The organism is Akkermansia sp. AE01SA01, assembly GCF_036417395.1.
Lineage (GTDB): Bacteria > Verrucomicrobiota > Verrucomicrobiia > Verrucomicrobiales > Akkermansiaceae > Akkermansia.
This window is the reverse complement of sequence record NZ_CP143890.1, coordinates 2,593,113-2,616,416: the sequence shown is the minus strand read 5'-3', so window position 1 is coordinate 2,616,416 and position 23,304 is coordinate 2,593,113. Positions and strand designations below refer to the sequence as shown.

Annotated in this window: 24 protein-coding genes; 18 read left to right on the top strand and 6 right to left on the bottom strand. The window is 56.9% G+C overall.

From position 1 onward, the window contains the following. Positions 1–8: 8 nt before the first annotated feature. The 3 genes from V3C19_RS10630 to V3C19_RS10620 are packed head-to-tail and all read right to left on the bottom strand — an operon-like array spanning position 9 to position 4,437. The gene (locus V3C19_RS10630; protein WP_130083175.1) at positions 9–1,889 is read right to left on the bottom strand and encodes a glycosyltransferase family 39 protein; all 1,881 of its coding nucleotides are present in this window, start codon (positions 1,887–1,889) and stop codon (positions 9–11) included. After that, a complete protein-coding gene (locus tag V3C19_RS10625; RefSeq protein WP_295934739.1) occupies positions 1,886–3,289 on the bottom strand; it encodes a sigma-54 dependent transcriptional regulator in 1,404 nt (467 codons plus the stop codon). The genes V3C19_RS10630 and V3C19_RS10625 overlap by 4 nt, the downstream gene beginning before the upstream one ends. Then, positions 3,286–4,437 (bottom strand): ATP-binding protein, encoded by a 1,152-nt coding sequence (locus V3C19_RS10620; protein ID WP_130083173.1) that lies wholly within the window; start codon positions 4,435–4,437, stop codon positions 3,286–3,288. The genes V3C19_RS10625 and V3C19_RS10620 overlap by 4 nt, the downstream gene beginning before the upstream one ends. 151 nt (positions 4,438–4,588) lie before the next feature. Here V3C19_RS10620 and V3C19_RS10615 point away from each other — a divergent pair, with 151 nt between their 5' ends. The 18 genes from V3C19_RS10615 to rplN all read left to right on the top strand — a co-directional run bounded on the left by V3C19_RS10615 (position 4,589) and on the right by rplN (position 16,349). Continuing rightward, entirely contained in the window at positions 4,589–4,999 is a 411-nt protein-coding gene (locus V3C19_RS10615) for a thioesterase family protein (protein WP_295875648.1), read from the top strand. Positions 5,000–5,004: 5 nt separating this feature from the next. Beyond that, positions 5,005–6,546 (top strand): 2,3-bisphosphoglycerate-independent phosphoglycerate mutase, encoded by a 1,542-nt coding sequence (gene gpmI / locus V3C19_RS10610; RefSeq protein ID WP_295875651.1) that lies wholly within the window; start codon positions 5,005–5,007, stop codon positions 6,544–6,546. 319 nt (positions 6,547–6,865) lie between these two features. Beyond that, positions 6,866–7,249 (top strand): 30S ribosomal protein S12, encoded by a 384-nt coding sequence (gene rpsL / locus V3C19_RS10605; protein ID WP_012419365.1) that lies wholly within the window; start codon positions 6,866–6,868, stop codon positions 7,247–7,249. 28 nt (positions 7,250–7,277) lie between these two features. After that, complete coding sequence (rpsG, locus tag V3C19_RS10600; protein ID WP_067570857.1) at positions 7,278–7,751, top strand: 30S ribosomal protein S7; 474 nt, start codon at positions 7,278–7,280, stop codon at positions 7,749–7,751. A gap of 62 nt (positions 7,752–7,813) precedes the next feature. After that, a complete protein-coding gene (gene fusA, locus V3C19_RS10595) occupies positions 7,814–9,961 on the top strand; it encodes an elongation factor G (RefSeq protein ID WP_130083170.1) in 2,148 nt (715 codons plus the stop codon). Positions 9,962–9,997: 36 nt separating this feature from the next. After that, a complete protein-coding gene (gene rpsJ, locus V3C19_RS10590; protein WP_022397787.1) occupies positions 9,998–10,306 on the top strand; it encodes a 30S ribosomal protein S10 in 309 nt (102 codons plus the stop codon). 45 nt (positions 10,307–10,351) lie between these two features. Then, positions 10,352–10,987: a 50S ribosomal protein L3 gene (gene rplC / locus V3C19_RS10585; protein WP_067570855.1), complete on the top strand. Its 636-nt coding sequence runs from the start codon at positions 10,352–10,354 to the stop codon at positions 10,985–10,987. A 39-nt stretch (positions 10,988–11,026) separates the two neighbouring features. After that, on the top strand, positions 11,027–11,635 hold the full coding sequence (gene rplD, locus V3C19_RS10580; RefSeq protein WP_067570854.1) for a 50S ribosomal protein L4: 609 nt from the start codon (positions 11,027–11,029) through the stop codon (positions 11,633–11,635). A gap of 6 nt (positions 11,636–11,641) precedes the next feature. Beyond that, on the top strand, positions 11,642–11,926 hold the full coding sequence (gene rplW, locus V3C19_RS10575) for a 50S ribosomal protein L23 (RefSeq protein ID WP_022397790.1): 285 nt from the start codon (positions 11,642–11,644) through the stop codon (positions 11,924–11,926). A 26-nt stretch (positions 11,927–11,952) separates the two neighbouring features. Beyond that, positions 11,953–12,789: a 50S ribosomal protein L2 gene (gene rplB / locus V3C19_RS10570; protein ID WP_067570852.1), complete on the top strand. Its 837-nt coding sequence runs from the start codon at positions 11,953–11,955 to the stop codon at positions 12,787–12,789. A 35-nt stretch (positions 12,790–12,824) separates the two neighbouring features. After that, on the top strand, positions 12,825–13,094 hold the full coding sequence (rpsS, locus tag V3C19_RS10565; protein WP_012419357.1) for a 30S ribosomal protein S19: 270 nt from the start codon (positions 12,825–12,827) through the stop codon (positions 13,092–13,094). A 20-nt stretch (positions 13,095–13,114) separates the two neighbouring features. Then, a complete protein-coding gene (locus tag V3C19_RS10560; RefSeq protein ID WP_130083168.1) occupies positions 13,115–13,825 on the top strand; it encodes a hypothetical protein in 711 nt (236 codons plus the stop codon). Between the two features lie 39 nt (positions 13,826–13,864). Next, positions 13,865–14,203, top strand: a complete 339-nt coding sequence (gene rplV, locus V3C19_RS10555) for a 50S ribosomal protein L22 (RefSeq protein WP_130083167.1) — start codon at positions 13,865–13,867, stop codon at positions 14,201–14,203. Between the two features lie 40 nt (positions 14,204–14,243). Further along, complete coding sequence (gene rpsC, locus V3C19_RS10550) at positions 14,244–14,933, top strand: 30S ribosomal protein S3 (protein ID WP_130083166.1); 690 nt, start codon at positions 14,244–14,246, stop codon at positions 14,931–14,933. 51 nt (positions 14,934–14,984) lie between these two features. Then, positions 14,985–15,407, top strand: coding sequence for a 50S ribosomal protein L16 (gene rplP, locus V3C19_RS10545; RefSeq protein ID WP_022397796.1), 423 nt, complete (start codon positions 14,985–14,987; stop codon positions 15,405–15,407). Positions 15,408–15,421: 14 nt separating this feature from the next. Continuing rightward, positions 15,422–15,625: a 50S ribosomal protein L29 gene (gene rpmC / locus V3C19_RS10540; protein WP_022397797.1), complete on the top strand. Its 204-nt coding sequence runs from the start codon at positions 15,422–15,424 to the stop codon at positions 15,623–15,625. Positions 15,626–15,673: 48 nt separating this feature from the next. Beyond that, a complete protein-coding gene (gene rpsQ / locus V3C19_RS10535; RefSeq protein WP_130083165.1) occupies positions 15,674–15,946 on the top strand; it encodes a 30S ribosomal protein S17 in 273 nt (90 codons plus the stop codon). A 37-nt stretch (positions 15,947–15,983) separates the two neighbouring features. Then, entirely contained in the window at positions 15,984–16,349 is a 366-nt protein-coding gene (rplN, locus tag V3C19_RS10530; RefSeq protein WP_012419350.1) for a 50S ribosomal protein L14, read from the top strand. Positions 16,350–16,618: 269 nt separating this feature from the next. Here rplN and V3C19_RS10525 read toward each other — a convergent pair whose 3' ends face one another. From V3C19_RS10525 to galB, 3 genes are all read right to left on the bottom strand, one after another. Beyond that, positions 16,619–17,476 (bottom strand): hypothetical protein, encoded by an 858-nt coding sequence (locus V3C19_RS10525; protein WP_295934735.1) that lies wholly within the window; start codon positions 17,474–17,476, stop codon positions 16,619–16,621. 18 nt (positions 17,477–17,494) lie between these two features. Then, a complete protein-coding gene (locus V3C19_RS10520) occupies positions 17,495–20,167 on the bottom strand; it encodes a valine--tRNA ligase (protein ID WP_130083163.1) in 2,673 nt (890 codons plus the stop codon). A 156-nt stretch (positions 20,168–20,323) separates the two neighbouring features. Further along, positions 20,324–23,284 (bottom strand): beta-galactosidase GalB, encoded by a 2,961-nt coding sequence (gene galB / locus V3C19_RS10515; RefSeq protein ID WP_295934733.1) that lies wholly within the window; start codon positions 23,282–23,284, stop codon positions 20,324–20,326. Positions 23,285–23,304 lie beyond the last annotated feature (20 nt).

Genomic DNA, 23,304 nt, shown 5'->3' with positions numbered 1-23,304 from the left:
TGAATTGGTTAATTTTGAAGTGCGGGACCGGGTTGTTGAAGGTCCCTGTAAAGGATCATGTCCGCGCCCATGATGAATTGGCGGGAGTCTGACTGGCCGAAGCGCTCGGCCAGTTTGGAGAGGGCGCCGCTGTGGTTGAATATGTATACGGGGTTTTTGTCCCTCGTCTGGCCGAGGATGGAGCCTTCCAGAACGAGCGGCGCGAATTCCCCGTAATAGCCGGATACGGCCCTTATGTCCTTACCCATGGTGGAGGAAGGAGTGACCAGAATGCTGCCTACCTTGCCGCCGTGGAATGAGAGGACGCGTTCCAGCGTGGTGAAATGGGAGACAAGGCTGGGGATGTCAAGAGTTTTCCTGTCCGCGTACCAGCTGACAGCTGCCGGCTGGTCCGTGAGGATGAAGTCCCCTGCCTTGGTTTGGTTGCGCACTTCCTGGCTGATGCCCAGCGGATAGTACGGAGGCCATGCGGGAATGCCCCGGTGGGCCGTCAGGATGCCGACACGCACGATATGAGGCAGGCTGAGCAGGAGGGGGAGGGCCGTGACCAACAGCGCCAGAAGAAGGACACCGCCGCGCAGGACGGGGGCCGCTTCCTTGGAATGCCTGGCAATCAGGTTGAGGACGAATGCGGTGCCGAATGCCGTGAAGAAGGGGGAGAAGAGTATCTGGATTTGTCCGATGGAGATTCCCGGCTTGTTGACCGTGTAGAGGGCCATACCCACCGTAGCCAGGCACCACATGGAGAAGATGCCCCATTTGGCTTGGTTGACGGGTTTCTTTTTGAATGTGTGCAGCAGAGCCAGCAGAAAGACAAGGGCCAGGGGGAGATGCCCCAGGTTTTCATAAAGAATGTCTCCCTGGGTAATGATGTTGTTGATGATGGATATGACGGCCGTTTGTGCGCCGATGGGGATGTCTCCGAAAACGAGCGCCTTCATGGCTGTGCTTTCCGAACCGAGAAGGCCGGTGCAGATGGTATAGAAGGCGGTCCCGAAAATGCTGCCGCTGGTGGTTTTGTTTATATAGACGGGATAGGCCAGGAAGAGCAGCAGGATCGCCAGGACGGGGAGACAGTAGAGACCGTGCGGCTTGAAGCGGATGCCCACGAAGAGCAGGAAGCCGACCATGGGCCAAAGGCCGATCCATCCCGTCAGGCAGACGCAGGAAAAGCAAATGGCGCTGAAGACAATGGGCCACAGGAATTTGCGGTTTTCCTGGTCATTGACCAGTGCGGTGTACAGGAAGTGAACGCCCCATGTGAAGAAGAAGAGCATCAGCATCTGCGGGAGGCCGCTGGTGGCATATTGCAGGAATAGATTGCTGAAAATCATCGTCAGGCAGGTAAAGCTGGCGATGGTGGTGTCAAATATTCTGCGGAGCACGTAGTAGCAGCTCAGGACAGAAAGAATGAAGAAGATGGCGGAGACGGCGGCCACGATGCGGTCCGGCAGGTAGATCATGGAGTCTCCGGTCATTTTCCAGAGTTCATAGTTGTGTATGCCCGCCAATTTAAATACGGCCGCTTCCACCAGAATGTTCAGCGGAGCATAGCGCGTGTCACGGAGCTTGTAGGGAGAGAATTTTTCTGCGTCCACCAGGCTTTTCCCCTGGCCTGCCAGGATGGCTTCCTGCTCCCGGAGCTGGGCGTCGGAAAGGAGGGGGTTGAGTCCGGACTTGCTGCTGTCCGCAATGAGCTGGATGGGGCGGATTCTGTGGGTGATCAGGCCTTCTCCCCTCGCTACGTTGCGGGCGATTTGGGCTTGGTCCATGGCGGCGTCTGACGAGAGGCCGCGGAAGTTGAAGAAGAATTGAACCCCCGTGATGACCAGCAGCAGTATGAGGACAATGAAGAACGGTGCGCGGGAGCCTGTGTTAGGCGGATTCATATGTCTTGGAGTTCTTGTAATTTGCGTTGAAGCGTGCGGCGGCTGATGCCCAGCAGAAGGGCCGCTGCCGTTCTGTTGCCGTTTGATTGGGCAAGCGCTTGCCGGATAGCGTTCCGTTCAAGCAAGGATAAATTCAAAACCCCGTGCGGGACAAGCCCATTCTGTGTGTTGTTCCCATTGTCCGGGAGAGGATCCCCGGCGGTTTTCTCGGCAGCCGGGGGGGATAATGCCGCCTGGAGCTGGGGCGGGAGGTGCTGAAGTTCTATCCGGTCAGAGTTGCACATGACCACGCCGTGCTCCATGGCCGTGCGCAGTTCCCGGACATTGCCGGGCCAGAGATAGTTCCGTACGACGTGAAGGGCTTCCGGGGAGAGGGATTTGAGTTCCCTGTTGTTTTCCCGCGCGAATTCCTTGAGGAATGCCGCCGCCAGCAGAACTACGTCTTCCCTGCGGTCACGGAGGGGAGGCATCTGGATGTGAACCACATTCAGGCGGAAGTAGAGGTCTTCCCGAAATTTGCCGTCCTGGACGAGTTGCTTCAGGGATTTGTTCGTAGCGGCGATGACGCGGACATTCACGGGAATGGACGTGTTGGAGCCTACGCGTTCTATCGTCCGTTCGGAAAGCACTCGCAGAAGCTTGACCTGCGTGCTTGCGTCTATTTCCCCGATTTCATCCAGAAAGATGGTGCCGCCGTCCGCCTGTTCAAAACGGCCGATGCGCCGTTGGGCGGCTCCGGTGAAGGAGCCTTTTTCATGGCCGAACAGTTCGCTCTCCAACAACTGGGGGGAGAGGGCCGCACAGTTGACGGCCACAAATTTGTTTTCCGGCCTTCCGGAAAGGGAATGGATGGCCTGGGCCACGAGCTCCTTCCCGGTTCCGCTTTCCCCTTCGATCAGCACCGTCGTTTTACTGGGGGCTACCTGGCGTATCATGGAAAATACATGCTCCATGGCGGTGGAACGGCCCAGCAGTTTTTGTAGTCCGGAGTCCGCCTGGATGCGGGAGGTGAGTTCCTGGTTGGCGGTTTCCAGGTTCCGGGTATGCAGGGCGCGTTTGAGCACCATTTCCACTGCATCCAGATTCAGGGGTTTGGTAACGAAGTCGTAGGCTCCCTGCTTCATGGCTTCCACTGCGGCATCCACGGAGCCGTAGGCCGTCATCATGATGCTTTGTGGAGGATGGGGCAGAGCGGCGGCGGATTTAAGTACGTCCATGCCGCTTTCCCCGCCCAGTCGCAGGTCCGTGAGCACCAGGTCCGGAGATTCTTCCCGCATGAGGGTGACGGCCTGGGCGAGATTGGAGGCGGTGTACACTTCATAATCATCCTGAAATCCCATGCGCAGGGCGTCGCGCGTGGGCTTTTCATCATCGACAATCAGCAGGACGGGCATGTTCATGACGGCACGGAGGGAGGCAGGAGGCGGATAGTGCGTTCCACGCGCGGCAGGAATACCGTGAAGGTGGTTCCCTGGCCCGTCTGGCTGGCAAGGGTGATGGAGCCGCCGTGCTCCTTGACGATGCGGCGTACGATGAGCAGCCCCAGACCGGAGCCGGTGGATTTGGTGGTCAGGAAGGGTTCGTAAATGCTGCCCATGACTTCCGGGGAGATGCCGCAGCCCGTGTCCGCCACGGTTACGAATACGCTGTCATCCGTATAGCCGCTTTTGATGAGGATGGTCCCTCCTGCGGGAGGAATGGCCTGATAGGCATTTTTGATCAGGTTGTAGAATACCTGCTTGATCTGCACGGGGTCCAGGCTGAGGATGGGGAGTCCGGTTTGAAGTTCCGTATTGATCTGGATGCCGCGCTGCCGAATTTCCGGTTCCAGCAGTTTGAGGACGTCCATAATGATGTCTTCAATGTTGTGGGGTTCCCGGATGGGCTTGGTGGGGCGAATAGCCTGGAGGAATTGTTTCAGGATAACGTCAAGCCGGGTGGTTTCTCCTTCCGCCGTTTTCAGCAGTTCTTCAAAGTCGTTCCGGTATTCCGGCGGCAGTTTTTTCGCCTTCCGGGCAAGGAGCTGGAGGTGCAGGCCGATGGAGTTGAGCGGATTGCCTATTTCATGGGCTACGCCGGCCGCCAGCAGGGTCAGCGCATTGAGCCGCTCCGCCTCGATGTTCTCCGCATTGCGCTTCTGCTGGGGCGTTTCGTCGCGGATGAGGATCAGGTGGCCCTGGCTTTTATTGCCGATGGGGGAAATGAAAATATTCAGGAATTTATGCTCAGGGTAGAAGATTTCCACATCCCGCGAAACGGCGGTATGGCTTTGCTGGACCGTGTTCCAGGAGCAGTCGCGCCCCAGGAAGATACAGAAGTCCTCCGGCGTGATGTGTTCGGGTTCCTTGTCGAATAGTTTGAGCGCTGCCTGGTTGACGAACAGTATTTTCCCCTTGCTGTCCAGCAGGATCAGTCCTTCCTGGATGGATTCGAACACCTGCTGGAAGAAGCCCTGCTGTTCTGCCAGCTTGACGAAGAAGCGCTGAAGGTCCTCCTCCTTGATATGGTCGATGCGGTCGATCAGCTTGTCGATGGTGTCCTTCTTCATGGCGGCGCCGTATCCCTTCCGGGCATGCACTATATTATAAAGGGAAGTATGTCGCAAATCAAGCGGATGTGACATATTGTCGCGCATTTGCGTCTGGACATGTTTCCGAAAACGGGGGCAGGATAACGGCATGGATGAAAATCACCCCTGCATGCCTTTTGTCAGAACGCGCCAAGTAGCCTTTCACGATACGGACGCTTCCGGCGTGGCCCATTTTACCCGGCTGTTGTGTCTGGTAGAGGAAGTGGAGCATGAGTACCTGCGTTCCCGCGGGTTGGAGGTGCTTTCCCCGGATTGCGGCTGGCCCCGCGTGCATGTGGAGGTGGATTACTCCAGTTCCGCCGGGCTGGGGGACTGGCTGAGCATTGAGTTGAGCCTGGGCCATGTGGGAAGCAGCTCCCTGGAATGGAAATTTGCGGTGTTTCATTCGGAACGCCCCGTGATGCAGGGAAGGTACGTCGCCGTCCGGGTCGGGCGGGGCAGCAAGCCGCAGGCTATTTCAGAGGCGGAGAAGGAATGCCTGATTTCAGGCTTTTCAAAAGAGGGGAATGCCTGTAAGTAAGGCGCATGTCTAAAAAGCCTGTCGTTCTTGTCATTCGCGACGGCTGGGGCCGCAATCCGTTGGGGCCTGATGTCGCGAAAGAATACGGTGACGCCACTGTTTTGGCTGATACCCCGTTTACTGATTACCTCCTTGCCAACTATCCCCACAGCCTGCTGGGTGCTTCCGGGGAAGACGTGGGTCTTCCCGCCGGGCAGATGGGCAATTCCGAAGTGGGTCACCTGAATCTGGGTGCGGGACGCGTGGTGTATCAGGATCTTTGCCGTGTGGACAATGCCATCAAGGACGGCTCCATGGGTGAGAACGCCGTATTGAAGACCGCATTTTCCCAGGCCGTTTCTTCCCGCCTGCATTTGCTGGGCCTGGTGAGCGACGGCGGCGTGCACAGCCACATCAACCATTTGGCGGGCATTGTCAAGTACGCCTATGAAGCGGGGGTGCGCGATATTTGCATTCATGCCATTACGGACGGGCGCGATTGCTCCCCCACCAGTGGAGCCGGATTTATGCGCCAGCTTGAGGAAGCCGTGAAGCCTTACGGAGCCAAGATAGCTACGGTGATCGGCCGTTTTTACGCGATGGACCGCGACAAGCGCTGGGACCGCAACAAGCTTGCGTGGGACGCCATCGTTCTGGGCCGCGGCGAACAGTGTTCCTGCTCTCCTGCCGAGTATGTGGAACAGTGCTATGCGAAGGGCGAAACGGATGAGTTCCTGAAGCCCGGCATTTTCGCGTATGGCAACGAACAGCGCGTGCGCGACAACGACGTGGTGTTCTTTTTCAATTTCCGTGCCGACCGAGCCCGCCAGATGAGCGACGCCTTCCTGTATTCCGATTTTGACGGATTTGACCGCGAAGTGCAGCCGAAGGTGCATTATGTGACCCTGACGGAGTACGATGCCAAGTATCCCTCCCCCATCGTGTTTGAGCAGGAGCAGCTCGACAACATTTTCGGCCAGATCGTTTCGGAAGCCGGGAAGACCCAGCTCCGCATTGCGGAAACGGAAAAATACGCCCACGTCACTTTCTTTTTCAACGGAGGTGTGGAGACGCAGTTCCCCGGCGAAGACCGTATTCTGGTTCCTTCCCCCCGCGAGGTGGCTACCTACGACCTCAAGCCCCAGATGAGCGCGGAGGAAGTGGCGGACAAGTTTGTGGAAGCCGCAGACAAGTACGACGTGATCATCATGAATTTTGCCAACGGAGACATGGTAGGTCACACGGGTTATCTGGAAGCCGGCGTTGCCGCGTGCGAAGCCGTGGACAATGCCCTGGAGAAGTGCGTGAAGAAGATTCTGGAGCTGGGCGGCAAGCTGCTTATCACGGCGGACCACGGCAATGCCGAACACATGCGCAATGAGGACGGTTCTCCAAATACGGCCCATACCACCAATCTGGTGGACCTTATTTACGTGGCGGAAGACAAGGACGAGGTGAAATTGTCCAACGGCATTCTGGCGGACGTGGCTCCCACGCTGTTGAACTTGATGGGGCTGAAACAGCCTGCCGAAATGTCCGGCCACAGCCTGGTGACGCCCAAGAACTGATCCGGTCTGCGTTTTTTCATTTCCCGTTCGTGCGCCGGTTTGCACGGACGGGATTTTTTTGTCATGGCGGGATTGCGGGAACGGTCCGCTTGAGAGAAAAGCGTGTCTCTAAGAAAAATATTCAGGAAAAGGGAATAAAAGACTTGTCATGGTGTGAAATCACGTTATATTTGCCGTCCCCAAACGCACCAGAAGGTGCAAGAAATACGTTTTCTATCGGGTTTGCCTCCGGAAAAAAGGCGCGCTTCCTGCTTACTGAAAGGGATGTTCGCCTTGAATATCGGTGCAGACCGACGAACCACAACCAAAGCAGGAAAACATGCCGACTATTAATCAGCTCGTCCGCAAGGGACGTATTACTCCGGAAGAGAAGTCCAAGTCACGCGCTCTTCATAGCTGCCCGCAACGCCGCGGTGTTTGTCTCCAGGTGATGACCCGTACGCCCAAGAAGCCGAACTCGGCTCTCCGCAAGGTGGCCAAGGTCCGTCTTACCAATGGTGAAGAAGTGATCGCCTACATTGGCGGTGAAGGCCACAACCTTCAGGAACACTCCATCGTGCTTGTTCGCGGCGGTCGTGTGAAGGACTTGCCTGGTGTTCGCTATCATATCGTCCGCGGCGCTCTTGACTGCCTCGGTGTCGACAAGCGCCGCCAGGGCCGTTCCAAGTATGGCGCCAAGCGCCCGAAGGCTGCTGCCAAGTAAACATTAACAATCTTACCTATTAAATATTATGGCCCGCCGTAAACGCGTCTATAGAAAAATCGAACGTCGTGACCCCCGTTACGACAGCACTCTTGTTGGCAAGCTGATCAGCAAGGTTATGCTGGATGGCAAGCGCTCCCTTGCGGAACGCATTGTGTATGCTGCCATCGACATGGCTAACGAAGGTACGGACAGCATTGACCCCCTGGAAGTGATCACCCGCGCCATTGAAAACGCCAAGCCCCGTGTGGAAGTGAAGAGCCGCCGTGTTGGTGGCGCCACTTACCAGGTGCCGCTTGAAGTGGATCCGGCCCGTTCCGAATCTCTCGCCATGCGCTGGATCGTGAATTATGCCCGCAACCGCAAGGGTGTGCCGATGCACAAGGCGCTTTCCAATGAAATCAAGGAAGCCGCCAACAACCAGGGCGCTGCCGTCCGCAAGCGCGACGATGTGCACAAGATGGCCCAGGCCAACCGCGCCTTTGCCCATTTCCGCTGGTAATCCCTTCCGCGACCATCAGCAGAACCATTCACTTTCGATCTTACAGATACTTTCCAGACACTATGTCCGATCACGTAAACAATCCCAATCGCAAGGCTCCCCTTGAGCGCTACCGCAACATCGGTATCTCCGCTCACATTGACGCCGGCAAAACCACTTTGTCCGAGCGTATTCTTTTCTACACCGGCATGATCCACAAGATCGGTGAAACCCACGACGGTTCCACCACTACCGACTGGATGGAGCAGGAACGCGAACGCGGCATCACCATTACCTCAGCCGCCGTTACCACCAACTGGAAGCAGGTGAAAAATGAAGGTATCACCAAAATGTTCGAAGGCGAAAACTTCCAGCTGAACATTATTGACACTCCCGGGCACGTTGACTTCACTGCTGAAGTGGAACGTTCCCTCCGCGTGCTTGACGGCGCCATCGTGGTATTCTGCGGTGTGGCCGGCGTACAGCCCCAGACGGAAACCGTGTGGCGCCAGGCCACCAAGTACAGTGTTCCCCGCATGTGCTTCGTGAACAAGATGGACCGCACCGGCGCCAACTTCAACAACGTTCTGGACGATATCCATAACAAGCTGGGCGCCAACGCCGCCGCTATTCTGATTCCCATCGGTTCCGAAGACCAGCTCCGCGGCCAGATCGACGTGGTGAACCAGAAGGCCATCATGTACGCCGACAATGACCGTCTGGGTTCCACCTATACGGTTGAGGAAATCCCCGCCGAGCTCAAGGAGGAAGCCGAACTGGCCTACCATGAGCTGGTAAGCCGCGTGGCTGACGTGGACGATGAACTTGCTGAAAAGGTTCTCATGGAAGAACCCTTCACCGCCAAGGAACTCAAGGAAGCCATCCGCCGCGCCACCATCACCAACAAGTTTATCCCCGTTGCAGGCGGTTCCGCCTTCAAGAACAAGGGTGTTCAGTTCCTGCTTGATGCCGTGGTGGACTACCTTCCCTCTCCGGTGGAAACCGTTCCCGCCCACGCTGAAAGTACGCTGGATCCGGAAAAGACTTTTAAAATCACCGCTACGGACGACGCCAAGCCCATGGTGCTGGCGTTCAAGCTCTGGGCTGACAAGTTCGTCGGCAAACTGGTGTTCATCCGCGTGTATGCCGGCGTCCTCAAGAAGGGTGATACCGTGTACAATCCCCGTACCCGCAAAACGGAACGCGTGGGCCGCATTATTCAGATCCAGGCTGACCAGCACACGGACATTGACGCTGTGTATTCCGGCGACATCGCCGCCATTGTGGGTCTGCGCAACGTGACTACGGGCGACACTATCACCAGTCCGGACAACGATATCTGCCTGGAGCCTCCCACCTTCCCGGAAACCGTTATTTCCATGGCTGTGGAACCCAAGACCAAGGCCGACCAGGAAAAAATGTCCAATGCCCTGGGCCGTCTGTCTGAAGAAGACCCGACCTTCCGCGTGAAGACCGATGAAGAAACCGGCCAGACCTTGATTTCCGGCATGGGTGAACTTCACCTGGAAATCATCATTGACCGCCTGATGCGCGAATTCAAGGTGGAAGCCGACATCGGCAAGCCCCAGATCGCCTACCGCGAAACCATCACTGCTCCCGCCCACGGCGACGGCAAGCTGGTGAAGCAGTCCGGCGGCCGCGGCCAGTACGGCCACGTTGTTATCGACGTGAAGCCGAACGAACGGGGCAAGGGCCTCACCATTGAAAACAAGATTGTGGGCGGCGCGATTCCCAAGGAATACATGAACGCCGTTTATGCCGGTCTCAACGAAGCCATGACCACGGGCGTTATCGCCGGTTATCCGGTGGTGGACGTACACGTTGAAGTGGTGGACGGTTCCTATCACGAAGTGGACTCCAACGAAAACGCGTTCAAGATGGCCGCCATTTTCGCCATGAAGGACGCCTTCAAGAAGGCCAAGCCCATCATGCTGGAGCCCATCATGTCCGTTGAAGCTTCCACGCCGACCGACTACCAGGGCGACATCATGGGCGACCTGAACCGCCGCCGCGGCCAGATCAGCAACATGGAAAACAAGGCCAATGCCTGCATTCTCAAGGCCATGGTTCCCTTGTCCGAAATGTTCGGTTACTCCACCGCCATCCGTACCCTTTCCAGTGGCCGCGCCTCCTACTCCATGGAGCCGTCCCACTTTGAACAGGTGCCTCAGAACCTCGTTGACCAGATTGTCAGCGACAGGGCCAAATAAACAACCTTTGAAGTATAACCAATAGACCGCACGTCCATGCAAAGTCCAAAAATCCGCATTCGACTCCGCGCTTTCGACTCCCGCGCCATCGACCGCTCCTCCCAGGAGATCGTTGAAACCGCCAAGCGCACCGGAGCCAAAGTTCACGGCCCGATCCCGTTGCCGACCCGCATTGAGAAATTCTCCGTGAACCGTTCCGTTCACGTCAACAAAAAGTCGGCTGAACAATTTGAAATCCGCACCCATAAGCGTCTGCTCGACATCGTCGATCCGACCGCACGCACGATTGATGAGCTCAAGAAGCTCAACCTTCCCGCCGGCGTGGACATCACGATCCGCATCTAGTTTGGTACCCGGATAAGTAATTAAAAAACAGAAAGACACACTACAATGGCTCTAGGACTTATCGGAAAAAAGGTCGGTATGACCCGTCTGTTTGACCAGGAATCCGGCGCTATGGTGCCCGTGACCGTCATTGACGTCAAGGGCAACACCTTCGCCCAGATCAAAACGGAAGACAAGGATGGCTACAATGCCATTCAGGTTGCCTTTGATGCGCAGAAGGAAAGCCGCGTGGCCAAGCCTCAGGCCGGCCACTTCAAGAAACTGGGCATTCAGCCCACCAAGCTCCTCAAGGAATTCCGCGTGGAAGCTTCTGAACTGCCTGCTGAAGGCGCTGAAGATCCCGGCGTGGATCTCTTTTCCGCCGGCCAGTGGGTTGACGTGATCGGCACTTCCAAGGGCAAGGGCTTCCAGGGTGCAATGCGCCGCCACAACTTCCACGGCTCTCCCGCCGCCCACGGTTCCATGATGCACCGCCGTACCGGTGGTGTGGGTGGCTGCTCCACCCCCGGCCGCGTCTGGAAGAATCAGAAGATGCCCGGGCAGATGGGCAACGCCAGGCGCACGGTTCAGAACCTGAAGGTTGTGGCCGTTCGTCCGGAGGACAATGTTATCCTCATCTCCGGCGCCGTTCCCGGTGCACGCGGTTCCTACCTCGTGATCCGCCCCGCCAAGAAGAAGTAGGCTTTAGCAACCACACATTGAATATAGGAAAACCTATCTATGTCCGCAAATACCTTTACATTAGAAGCCGCCGCTGCCGCCAACATCCAGGTTGCAGGCAGTGACAAGGGCTCCCAGGCCGTGCACGACCTCATCGTGGCTTATCAGGCAAACCGCCGCACTGGTTCCGCCAACACCAAGACCCGCGGTGAAGTCAGCGGCAACAACAAGAAGATCTTCCGCCAGAAGGGCACGGGCAACGCCCGCCACGGCGACAAGCGCGCTCCCATCTTCGTGGGCGGCGGTGTGGTCTTCGGCCCCCGTCCTTGTGACTATTCCAAGAAGGTGAACAAGAGCACCCGCCGTCTGGCCCTGCGCCGCGTTCTGGGCGATCTGATCGCCGCTTCCAGAATCAGCACCGTTGCCGAATTCTCTGTGGCCGACGGAAAGACCAAGTCTTTCATCAAGGCCGTCAAGGATCTGACAGACGCCAAGAAAGTGCTCATCGTGGCCGCTTCCTTTGATGAAGCCACCTACCTCGCCGGCCGCAACGTTCAGGACGTGCTCCTGATGACCGCCGCTGAAGTGAACATTGAACAGCTCATGAAGGCTGACGCAGTGATCCTCGTTGACAATGCTTTAGAAACCCTCGCCAGCCGTACTGCTTAAGAAGCCATGAAAGACATTTACCAAGTCATTAAGAAGGTGCGCATCAGCGAAAAGGCCACCATGCTCCAGGAAACCACCGGAGAGCTGGTCCTTGAAGTTGACCGCGACGCCAACAAGATCGAAATCAAGAAGGCTGTTGAAGTTGCTTTCGGCAAGAAGGTCGCTTCTGTCCGTACCGCCAACTATGACGGCAAGCTCAAGCGTCAGCGCCGCGCTGACGCGGGTCGCACCGCCCATTGGAAAAAGGCTTACATCAAGCTTGCCAACGGTGAAACCCTTGACCTCGTTTAAAGCCCCTATTAGGAAGGAAAGCTATCATGTCCCTCAAGTCATTCAAGCCAGTTACTCCCTCTAACCGCTACAAGGTGTGGCCGTCCTTTGACGAAATCACTACCTCCACCCCGGAAAAGAGTCTCTGCCGTCCCCTCAAGAAGTCCGGTGGCCGCAACAATAACGGCCGCATCACCACCCGCCACATCGGCGGTGGCCACAAGCGCAAGTACCGTCTGGTGGACTTCAAGCGCAACAAGTTCGATGTGCCTGCCACCGTACTCACCATCGAATACGATCCCAACCGCACCTGCCGTATCGCCCTGATCGAATACAAGGACGGTGAAAAATCCTACATCCTGGCCCCCAACGGCCTGCAAGTAGGCATGAAGGTGGAAAGCGGCCAGAAGGTTGCTCCCAAGGTCGGCAATGCCATGCCTTTGAAGAACGTTCCCCTGGGTACCTCCGTTCACAACATTGAAATCCGTCCGGGTTCCGGCGGCAAGGTTGCCCGTGCAGCCGGTCAGCAGGCCATCGTTTCCAACCGTGAAGCAGGTTATGCGCTGATCAAGATGCCCTCCGGTGAAATCCGCCGTTTCAATGAGGATTGCTACTGCACCATCGGTCAGGTCGGCAATACCCAGCACATGAACGAAATGTCCGGCAAAGCCGGCCGCACTCGCTGGCTGGGCGTCCGTCCCACCGTCCGCGGCATGACGATGAACCCCGTCGACCACCCGAACGGGGGTGGCGAAGGCAAGTCCAAGTCCGGTGGTGGCCGCCAGCACCTGAAGTCCCCCTGGGGCCATGTCAAGGGCCAGAAGACCCGCCGTCTCCGCAAGCCCAGCGACTCCGTCATCGTACAGCGCCGCAACTCCAAGTAATCAATACACAATAACTTTAACTAGGATCATATAACATGGGACGTTCTCTCAAAAAAGGCCCTTTTGTCAGTCAAAAGCTTCTCGCCAAGATCGATGCTCAGCTTGAATCCGGCGATCGCAAGCCGATCAAGACCTGGAGCCGTGCATCCATGATTACGCCAGACTTCGTCGGCTTGACCTTCCTGGTGCACGCCGGCAAGAACTTTGCCACCGTGTACGTCACGGAAAACATGGTAGGCCACAAGCTTGGTGAATTTGCCCCGACTCGTGTCTTCAAACAGCACGGCGGTATCGGTAAGAAGTAATCAGTAAGTTAACAATCAACATGTCGAACTCTTCTTCCATCCTTGCCTATTCCCTCTCGGCCATTGTTGGTCTGGGCGGAACCATGCAGGGAGCGGAAGAGGGTACGGCGGCACTGACGCGCAGAATCGAGCGTCTCGAAAAGCAGAATGCGGCCCTCAAGGCGTCCTACGCTCAGGCCCGCATTGATGCCGACAACGCGAATGCCCAGCTTCTGGACATCCGTTCCCGGCTGGAGGCTTTGGGAGGCGCTGCGCTAGGTAACAGTGAGGAACGCCTGATTCAGGCGATGGCTAACATCGAGGTTCTCAGCGACCGCATTCAGCGGCTGGAACAGGCGTCAGTCAAGCTCTCCGGGGCTATCCTCGCCTACATGAAACAGGCCATATCCGAGGATGCGGACGCCAGAACAGCAGTGGAAAGCTCCCTGCGCCTGCTGGATTCCGTGCTCGGATACAGGCAACAGCCCGTGCGAGATGGCGCGGGAACCCAGGCGGAAGCCAAGGTGCTCAGCATCGACTCCGAGTCCGGAGTGGTGGTGGTCAACGTCGGAAAATCCGCCGGGATGCAAATCGGGATGCCATTGCTGCTGACCCGTGGAGCACAAACCATCGGAGAAGCCGTAGTCACGGACGTTCGCAAGGATGTGTGTGGCGCGCTTGTTCAGAAGCTCATGGCGCCGGCCGATCCGGTGCGCGTCGGAGATTCTGCCTCAGTAAAAACCAACGATTAAATCATCTTCATAAATAACCTGCACTACGAGGAAAAACCCATGGAAGTGAAAGCTGTTTACAAATACGCCCGCATCTCTGCCAAGAAGATGCGCGATATTGCTCAAGAAATCCAAGGCTTGTCCGTCTCCCAGGCGACCGACATCCTGTCCTACACCCCCAAGAAGGGTGCCTATCTGCTGAATAAGACGCTCAAGTCTGCCGTGGCCAACGCTGAAAACAATGCGGAATTGTCCGTCGATACGCTCGTCGTGAAATCCGTCATGGTTGATGAAGGCCCCACCATGCGCCGTACCATGCCCCGCGCCCGCGGATCCGCCAACATGATCCGTAAGCGCACATCCCACATCACCGTTGTACTGGCCGATCAAGAAGGCTAAGTTCATCACAATCTAACACACATATAGCTGAACTAACATCATGGGTCAGAAAGTAAATCCAATCGGGTTCCGCCTCGCCGTCAACAAGGACTGGCGCTCCAAGTGGTACGCCACGGGCCAGGATTACGCCACCAAGCTGCATGAAGACTTGGTAATGCGCAAATACATCAAGGAGCAGCTGATGTCCGCCGCCGTTTCCAGCATCGTGATCGAACGTGCCTGGAATAGTGTCCGCATCACCGTTCATACCGCCCGTCCGGGTCTTGTAATCGGCCGCAAGGGCGAAGAAATTGAAAAGATCCGCCAGTACCTTCAGGGTCTCTGCGGTGCTTCCACCCAGGTCAACATTGACATCGTGGAAATCCGCTCCCCTGAGACGGACGCCCAGCTTATCGCTGAAAACGTGGCCGTCCAGCTGGAACGCCGTGTTTCCTTCCGCCGCGCCATGAAGCGCGCCGTGCAGGTTGCCATGGAACGCGGTGCCGACGGCATCCGCATCCGTTGCGCCGGCCGTCTCGGCGGTGCCGACATCGCCCGTGCCGAATGGTACCGCGAAGGCAAAGTGCCGTTGCAGACTCTCCGCACGCCGATCGACTACGGCTTTGCCGAAGCCCGTACCCTGTACGGCATCATCGGCGTGAAGTGCTGGGTCAACAAACGCGATGAAGTCGTTTCCCAGCAGAGTTCCCGCCCGTCCGGCCCCCGCGGTCCCCGTCGTCCGCGTGCCTAAGAAAGCCGCCATCACATTGTTCATCACACTTAACACAAGGAGGAATAAGATATGCCTTTAATGCCCAAAAGAGTGAAGCACCGCAAGATGCACCGCGGCAGCCGTTCCGGCAATGCCACCAGCGGTACCTATGTTGCCTTTGGTGACTTCGGCCTTCAAGTGCTCGACCGCGGTTGGATTACCAACAACCAGATCGAAGCCTGCCGTATTGCGATCAACCGTTACCTGAAACGTAAAGGTAAGGTGTTTATCCGCATTTTCCCGCAGAAGTCCTTTACGTCCCGTCCCCCGGATACACGTATGGGTAAGGGCAAGGGCGCCGTGGAAGGCTGGGTGGCCGTTGTCCGCCCCGGGAACATTCTGTTTGAAGTAGGCGGCGTGACTGAATCCCAGGCCCGTGAAGCCCTTCGTCTGGCTTCCAACAAGCTGGGCGTACCGACCCGCTTCGTCTATCGTCAAGGCGTTCAACACTAAAGCTACTCATCACCATGTCCGATAAGAATTCCCCCAAAGAACTTCGTGCTATGTCCGCCAAGGAGCTTTCCGCCCTGGTGCGCAGCCTTCGTGAAGAACTCTTCAATCTCCGTCTCCAGCAGGCCACCGGCCAGCTGGAAAACAACCAGAGAATCCGCACCGTCCGCAAGGATCTTGCCCGCGCCCTTACCATCAAGGGTGAAACCGGGGAAGCGTAAACTGAGGATTTCCGGTAACAACAGAATATTCTACACTTTTAGAATCCAATGTCCGAACAAACCGAAACAACCAAGAAGCCCGGCCTTCGCAAGACGCGCGTCGGCGTGGTGACCTCCACCAAGATGGACAAGACCATCGTCGTGGAATACGTTGCCCGCGTTCCGCACCCCAAGTTCAAGAAAATCGTTAAGAAGAGCAAGAAGTTCTATGCCCATGACGAAAATTCCGCAGCCAAGGTAGGCGATAAGGTACGTATCGTTGAAACGCGCCCGCTTTCCAAGCTCAAGTGCTGGGAACTGGTGGAAGTGCTTACCCACTAATCAGGAATCAACCATTAAGTAAAGGAGATTTGATACCATGATCCAGATGGAATCCCTAGTCCAGGTGGCCGACAATACCGGCGCCCGCTCCGCCAAGATGATTGGCGTCATCGGCAAGCGCACCCGTCAGGCCCACATTGGCGATATTATTACCTGCCACATCCGCGAATCCATTCCCACCGCTTCTGTGAAGAAGGGTACTGTGGTGAAGGCCGTGGTGGTGCGCACCGCCGCCCCGATCCGCCGTGATGACGGCTCCGTGCTCCGTTTTGACGGCAACGCCGTCGTCATCATCGACAAGGATAACAACCCGCGCGGCACCCGCATTTTCGGGCCGGTCGCCCGTGAACTCCGTGAAAAGAAGTTCATGAAGATTGTTTCCCTTGCTCCGGAAGTGCTCTAATCGAATCACGTCAGAATGTTGAAAAGCCGCCTTCCTTTTGGGAAGGCGGCTTTTTTATGGCAGGCAGGGGAAGGGTCGTTGCCATTTACAGCCGGGAAAGAGGGTGAGGGAACATGGCATCCGGGTGTTTGGAAGACCGTTTGCAAGGTTTCTGGTGCAGCGAGGGCAAGAGCCGGAGGAAATGCTTCTATGAAGCATTCAGAGGGCGGAGAATGGTCCCTGATGAATCTGCGTGTGTCCCCCTTTTCTTCCGTAGTTTCCGGGGGCTTTTAATGCCTGCTGTTTTCCGCGGCGGATTTGCCGCCCAACTGCTGGGCCGAGCCGCAGGCCGGACAGCGGAACCAGTTGAAGAGGAATATATGCAGCGCTGTTGCGAATACATAACCGAACAGCGGAATGTGGTGTGCCGCCTTGTTGCGGTTGTATTTTTTAAAGGAGAAGAGGGGTGCCCGGCATACGCTGCATTTCCGGGGAAGGGCCACGGCAAGGTAAAGAATCAGGGCCAGTATCCAGGGACCGAAGCAGAGGCAGATGATTTGCCAGCCCCGTTCTCCGTTGAGCAGCATCATGGTTGTCAGAATAATGGCGGAAATGCTGCTGGCGAAGAAGAGAAGAACGGCTATGGCCCCGATCCAGGTCCGAAAAGGAGTCAGGTGCTTAATGCCTTTTTTCCGCAGGTAGGTCTTGCGGTGTTCCTGCACGGAGGCTGGTTTGGCGGGACGGTAGCTGTATTCTTCCCGGGACTGTGATTTGGAGGCAACAGACTTGCCGGCTGATCTGGCGGGAAGTACGGATTTTCTCTCCGGGAGAAGCACTTTAGGTGTTTCTTCCGTTTTCTCCGTAGTATTCACAGGAGTGGCGAGCGGCAGGATGAAGCCCGCGTCCCGGGTAATGCTGTCCGAGCTTGCCGCCCTGGGAGCAGTGAGGGCTTGGGCCACCCATTCCCTGAACACAGGTGCCGCAGGTATTTCCACCTCCAGTTTCAGTATCCGTTTTGCCTGATGAAGTTCAGGCAAAACGGTGAAGGGATCAATCGCGGCGAATTCCTTCAGCGTACTGATGCCGACCGCTTCCAGCAATTCCGCGAATTGCTTCCGGTCTTCAAAGTACTGTTGAAGATCATTCATTCCGGGTAGAATATGTTTTTAGGAGAGGGAATCAAGCATCGCTTTCAGCTGAGTCTGTTTTGTTTTCCAGTCCGCCAGGCGCTCCTTTTCCTGGGAAACTACTTCCGCAGGGGCGCGTTCTACAAAGCCCGCATTGTCAAGCTTGGCAGATGATTTGGCAATTTCCCTGGAGATTTTATCCAGCTCCCGTTCCAGGCGCTCCCGCTCCGCTTCCACATCAATAAGGCCTTCCAGCGGCAGGAAGAGTTCGCCGAGAGGCGTGAGAGCCGCCGGAGTTCCTTTGGGTGCGGCGTAGGAAGCGTCGCGGGTGACGGATTTGGCGTTCGCGAGGATGGAGAGCCGGGAAAGGATATCCTGCGGAACGCCATTGGCCGTTTTCAGGACGAAGCTGACGTTTTTGTTTTTGGACAGATCGTATTCCGCCTTGAGGTTGCGCGCCTTGTTGGCCGTTTCATAGAGGGCAGCAGCTTGTGTGCATGCCAGCGTGATGCGTTCCCCGTCCATCCCGGCCAGCAGGCCGTCCGGAGAGGGCAGGGGAGTGAGCATGAGGGGTAGTCCTGCGTTGCCTTCCGCAAAGCCCAGGGAGGACCAGAGTTCTTCCGTGATGTGGGGCATGACTGGATGCAGCAGGGCCAAGTAATGGCGAAGTACCGTGTCCATGACAGTCAGGGTGGCTGCCCGTACGGAGGAGTCCGCGCCGTCCCTCAGGTCGCCTTTGACGGCTTCCAGGAAGCGGTCGCAGTATTCATTCCAGAAGAATTGGTACAGCACCTGGATCAGAGCATTGAATTCATAGTCCGACAGTGCTTTTTCCACGTCCGCGTGGAGCTGTCTGAGCTTGGAAATGATAGCAAGGTGAACGGAGGAGTACTGCAGGGCAGTTTCTTCCCCCACATTACCCTGCATGAGGCGGAAGCGGGTGGCATTGTAGAGTTTGTTGGCAAAGTTGCGGCCTTCCCCGATCTGGCTTTCGTCAAAGCGAACATCCGTCCCGGTGGGGGCGATGCGCATGAGGCCGAAGCGGAGACCGTCGGCGCCATAGTTGGCGATGAGGTCCAGCGGGTCCGGTGAGTTGCCCAGGGATTTGCTCATTTTGCGTCCTATTTTATCACGGATGATGGAGGTGAAGAAGACGTTGCTGAACGGTTTTTCATGCTGGAAGCGGTAACCGGCCATGATCATGCGGGCCACCCAGAAGAAGATGATGTCCGGTCCTGTGACCAGGTCTGTGGTGGGGTAGAATTTGGCGCGGGTGGCATCGTCCATCGTAGCGAAAGGCCACAGCCAGGAGGAGAACCACGTGTCCATCACGTCGTTGTCCTGAATCCAGTTTTCCGGGTTCTCCGGAGGTTCCGTTCCCACGTAGATGGAACCGTTTTCCAGGGCAGACGCATCCAGCGCGGGAGCGTTCCGGAGTTCTTCCGCCTTATCTTTTCTGTACCAGACGGGGATGCGGTGTCCCCACCAAAGCTGGCGGGAGATGCACCAGTCCTGAATGTTTTCCAGCCAGTGGGCATAGGTTTTCGCCCAGCGGGCGGGGCGGAAGGTGATGTCTCCATCGGCGACGGCGTCCGCAGCCTCCTGAATGCAGGGATATTTGAGGAACCATTGCATGGAGAGGCGCGGTTCGATCGGAACATTGGCGCGTTCGGAGAAGCCTACCTTGTTGTCATAGTCTTCAATTTTGACCATGAGGCCGGCGCTCTCCAGCATTTCCACTGATTTATGGCGTGCGTCAAAGCGATCCATGCCGTGCAGCTCCGGAACGTCCGGGCAGTTGATATGGCCGTCGGGAGTAAGGATGTCGATGATTTCCAGATTGAATTTCTGGCCGATTTCAAAGTCCGCCTTGTCGTGGGCCGGGGTGATTTTGAGGGCACCGGTGCCGAATTCGATTTCCACGTATTCATCCCCGATGATGGGAATGGGCGTGGAGTTGAGTGGGCGCATCACGTTTTTGCCGATGAGATGGGCGTAACGCGGGTCCTTGGGGTTTACGGCCACAGCTACGTCCGCCATGATGGTTTCCGGACGGGTAGTGGCCACATGAAGGGCGCCCGAGCCGTCTTCCAGCTTGTACAAGACAGTGTAGAGCTTGCTTTTTTGCTCCGTCATGATGACTTCCTCATCGGAAAGGGCCGTCAGGGAGACGGGGCACCAGTTGACCATGCGGCGTCCGCGGTAGATGAGGCCTTCCTTGAAGAGGTCGATGAAGACCTGTCCGACAGCCCTGGTGTATTCCTCATCCATCGTGAAGCGTTCGCGGTCCCAGTCGCAGGAGCAGCCCAGTTTGTGAAGCTGGTTGATGATGATGCCGCCGTGCTTTTCCTTCCATTCCCAAACTTTTTTCAGAAAGGCTTCACGGCCCACGTCATGGCGGGTCTGTCCCGTGGTCTGCCTGAGATCCTTTTCCACGCGCACCTGCGTGGCGATGCCCGCATGGTCCGTTCCGGGAAGCCACAGGGCTTCATATCCCTTCTGTCGCGCACGGCGCACCAGGATGTCCTGGATGGTGTTGTTCAGCACATGGCCCAGGTGGAGCACTCCCGTGACATTGGGGGGAGGAATGACGACGGAGTAGGCGGGCTTTTCGGAAGCCGGGTCAGCCTTGAAACAACCTTTTTCAATCCAGAGGGATTGCCATTTTTCTTCCACGAGGGACGGATCATATGCTTTGGGCAGATCAGACATGCGCAAGAGGGTAACATAAAGTTTTTTTCTTTCAATCCCTACATGAGACGGAGGAATGAGAAGGAACGTCAATTTCATTTCTTCCGCTGCGTCATGAAAAAGCCGCCGGTTCCCGTGCAGGAAACGGCGGCTGGTTCAGGAAGGTTTTTCCTGTCCTTATTTAACTGTTACGGTTGTCTGGGCAGCTTTGAGTCCATTGGAGATGACCTGGAGGGTTGCCTTGCCGGATTCTCCCTTGCGGGAGCGCAGAATGACCTGGGCAAGGCCGTTAAAGGCTTTGATTTTCAGAATATTCTTGTTTTCCGGATTGGCCATGGTGGTGAAGTCCGTCGGGTCTCCGTTGCAGATGCCGGCAATTTCCACAGGGCCGCTGACCTTGAAAGTGAGCATGTTTTTGCTGCGCGGAACCATGCGGCCCTGGGCGTCCCGGACGGCAACGGTGACGTAGGAGAGGTCATAGCCGTCTCCGTTGATTTCATTGCGGTCGGGTTTCAGGGTAAGGGCTGCTGGTTTTCCGGTGGTGGCCACCGTGTCCGTAGCCCATGCCTTGCCGTCCTTTTTGGCAACTACCTTGAGGGTGCCGGGCGTGTATTTCACGTCTTCCCACACAAGGCGGTAGCGGTCTTTTTCTCCCTTGCCCTTTTTGCGGACTCCCAGGGATTTGCCGTTCAGGAAGAGTTCCGCTTCATCTCCGCTGGTGTAAACGTGTACGGGTGTGATTTCTCCCTTGCGTTCCGGCCAGTTCCAATGGGGCAGGATGTGGGCCATCTTGACGTCCGGCCTCCATTTTGCCTGGTAGATGTAGAAGCGGTCCTTCTTGAAGCCGCACAGGTCCACAATGCCGAAGTAGGAGCTGCGGGAAGGAGCGCGGTTGCCCAGCTTTTTGAGTTCCGCCATCAGTTTTTCCCGTTCCGGTCCTTCAGGCACGTTCAGGGCGTTGGTGGCGTCCAGGTTGTACGGAGTGGGTTCGCCGAGGTAGTCGAAGCCCGTCCACACGTATTCCCCCGCGCTGTTGGGGTTGTCGTCCTGGGCGGCGAATTCCACGTCCGGACGGTATGCCCAGCCAGGGGCGTACAGGTCGTAGGAGCTGACCTGGTAGAGGAAGAATCCCTTGCTCTTGTTCCAGTCCACGGGGAAGAAGTATTCTCCGCGCGTACTGACACAGGAGGAGGTTTCACTGGCGTAGAAGGGCTGGTCCGGCCGGTCCTTGGAGAAGGCCTTGTATGCCCAGGGCTTGTAGTTGTAGCCGTACACGTCCAGAGTGTCCGCAAACCCGTTCCGGGCGGCGCCTGCGTCATTGCAGCCAGCCGTTACCTTGCGGGTGGGGTCTTCCCGGTGGAAGAGGTCCGTCAGGGTCTGGGAAACGTGGTGCAGGCTCTTGTTGCCCTGTTCCGGCACTTCGTTGCCCGTACTCCATGCGATGACGCTGGGATGGTTGCGGTCCCGGTGGCAGAAGTTGACCAGATCGCGTTCGTGCCATTCGTCAAAGTAGTTGTGGTAGTCCTGTCCCTTTTTGGCGCTGTGCCACATGTCAAAGAGCTCGTCGATAACCAGTATTCCCATTTTGTCGCACAAGTCCAGAACTTCCGGAGCGGGCGGGTTGTGGGAGGTGCGGATGGAGTTGACGCCCATTTCCTTCAGGATTTCAATCTGGCGTTCATAGCCGCGCGTGTGGGCGGCCCCGCCCAGCGGTCCCAGGTCGTGGTGCTGGCAGACGCCATTGAGCTGGACGCGCTCGCCATTGAGATAGAATCCGGTGGGCTTCCATTCGATGGTGCGTACGCCGAAGTTCGTGAATTTCTGGTCAATGATTTTGTCCCCCACCTTGACGATTGTTTTCATCTTGTACAGATGGGGTGCCTTGAGCGTCCACAGAGTGGGATTTTTGAGCGTGAGCGTGCTGGTGACCTTGCCTTTTTCTCCGGCGGGAATGGCTTCCCCCTTGGTGGTGACGGAGGCCACTACCTTGTTTCCGTCCAGGATTTCTTCCGTGACGGTGGGGGTGACAGGCTGTTCCGTGGTGTTTTTCACCGTGGTGTCCACTTCCACCTTGGCTGCGGATTTGGTGATTTCCGGAGTTTTGACGAAGACGCCCCAGTGCTCAATGTGAACGGGGTTGGATTCCGTCAGCCATACATGGCGGTGAATGCCCCCGCCCGGATACCAGCGGGAGGAGTTGGGGGGATTGTCCACCCTGACGGCAATGGAATTTTTCTGGCCGAATTTCAGGAAGGGGGTGATGTCCACGCGGAAGGAACCGTAGCCGTATTTCCATTCTCCGGCGAGTTCTCCGTTCACATAGATTTTCGGGCGTGACATTACGCCGTCAAAGTCCAGATAGAATTGGTTGCCCTTGGCGTCTGCGGGAATTTCCAGCGTTTTGCGGTACCAGCCGATGCCTGCCCATGGGAGCTTGCCAGTTTCATTGGGAAGGTCCATGCGGTAGGGGCCTTCAATACCCCAGTCGTGCGGCAGGTTCAGGGACCGCCAGTTTTTGTCGTTGAAGCCGGGGCTGGAAGGGGTGTCGTTTTTTCCTCCGCTGGGGGCCTGGGGACGAATGGTTTCCCCCTTGGCGTCGGTAAAGGTGATTTCACGAATGCTGGCCCAGTTGCCCTGGTTGTTGCCTGTAGCGGTAACACGGAAGTAGCGGGCCTTGCCGCTTTTGTTTTCCACGGTGTCATCCTTGCTGTTGTTCTGGCCGGAGGTTTTGTCCTCAATGGTCGTCCAGCGTTTTCCGTCGCTGGAGCTTTCCAGCTTGAAAAGATGGTTGTTCTGTTTTTCCCACAGAATGTTGATTTTTTTTACATCCACGGGGCGCCCCATGTCCACGGTCAGTTTTTCTCCGCTCTTGCTGCCGTCGGCGCACCACCGGGTGGACTTGTCGCCGTCCACGGCATTGTCGGCGGGGTTGCCGGCTTCTTCACTGGTTGCCGTGGCGAATCCCAGGGTTTTCCCCGGTTCCGGGAGAGTGCTGCCGTCCGGCATTTTGCCGAAGCGGGCGAATTTCCAGTTCCAGTCCAGGCTCTCCGTTTTGGTGGCATCCAGAGGAGCACCCATCAGGGTAGCGATGCTGAATGCCGTCAGGCAGAGGGTCGTACGTGTAATGTTGGCGAACATATCTCCCTTATTACGTCTGC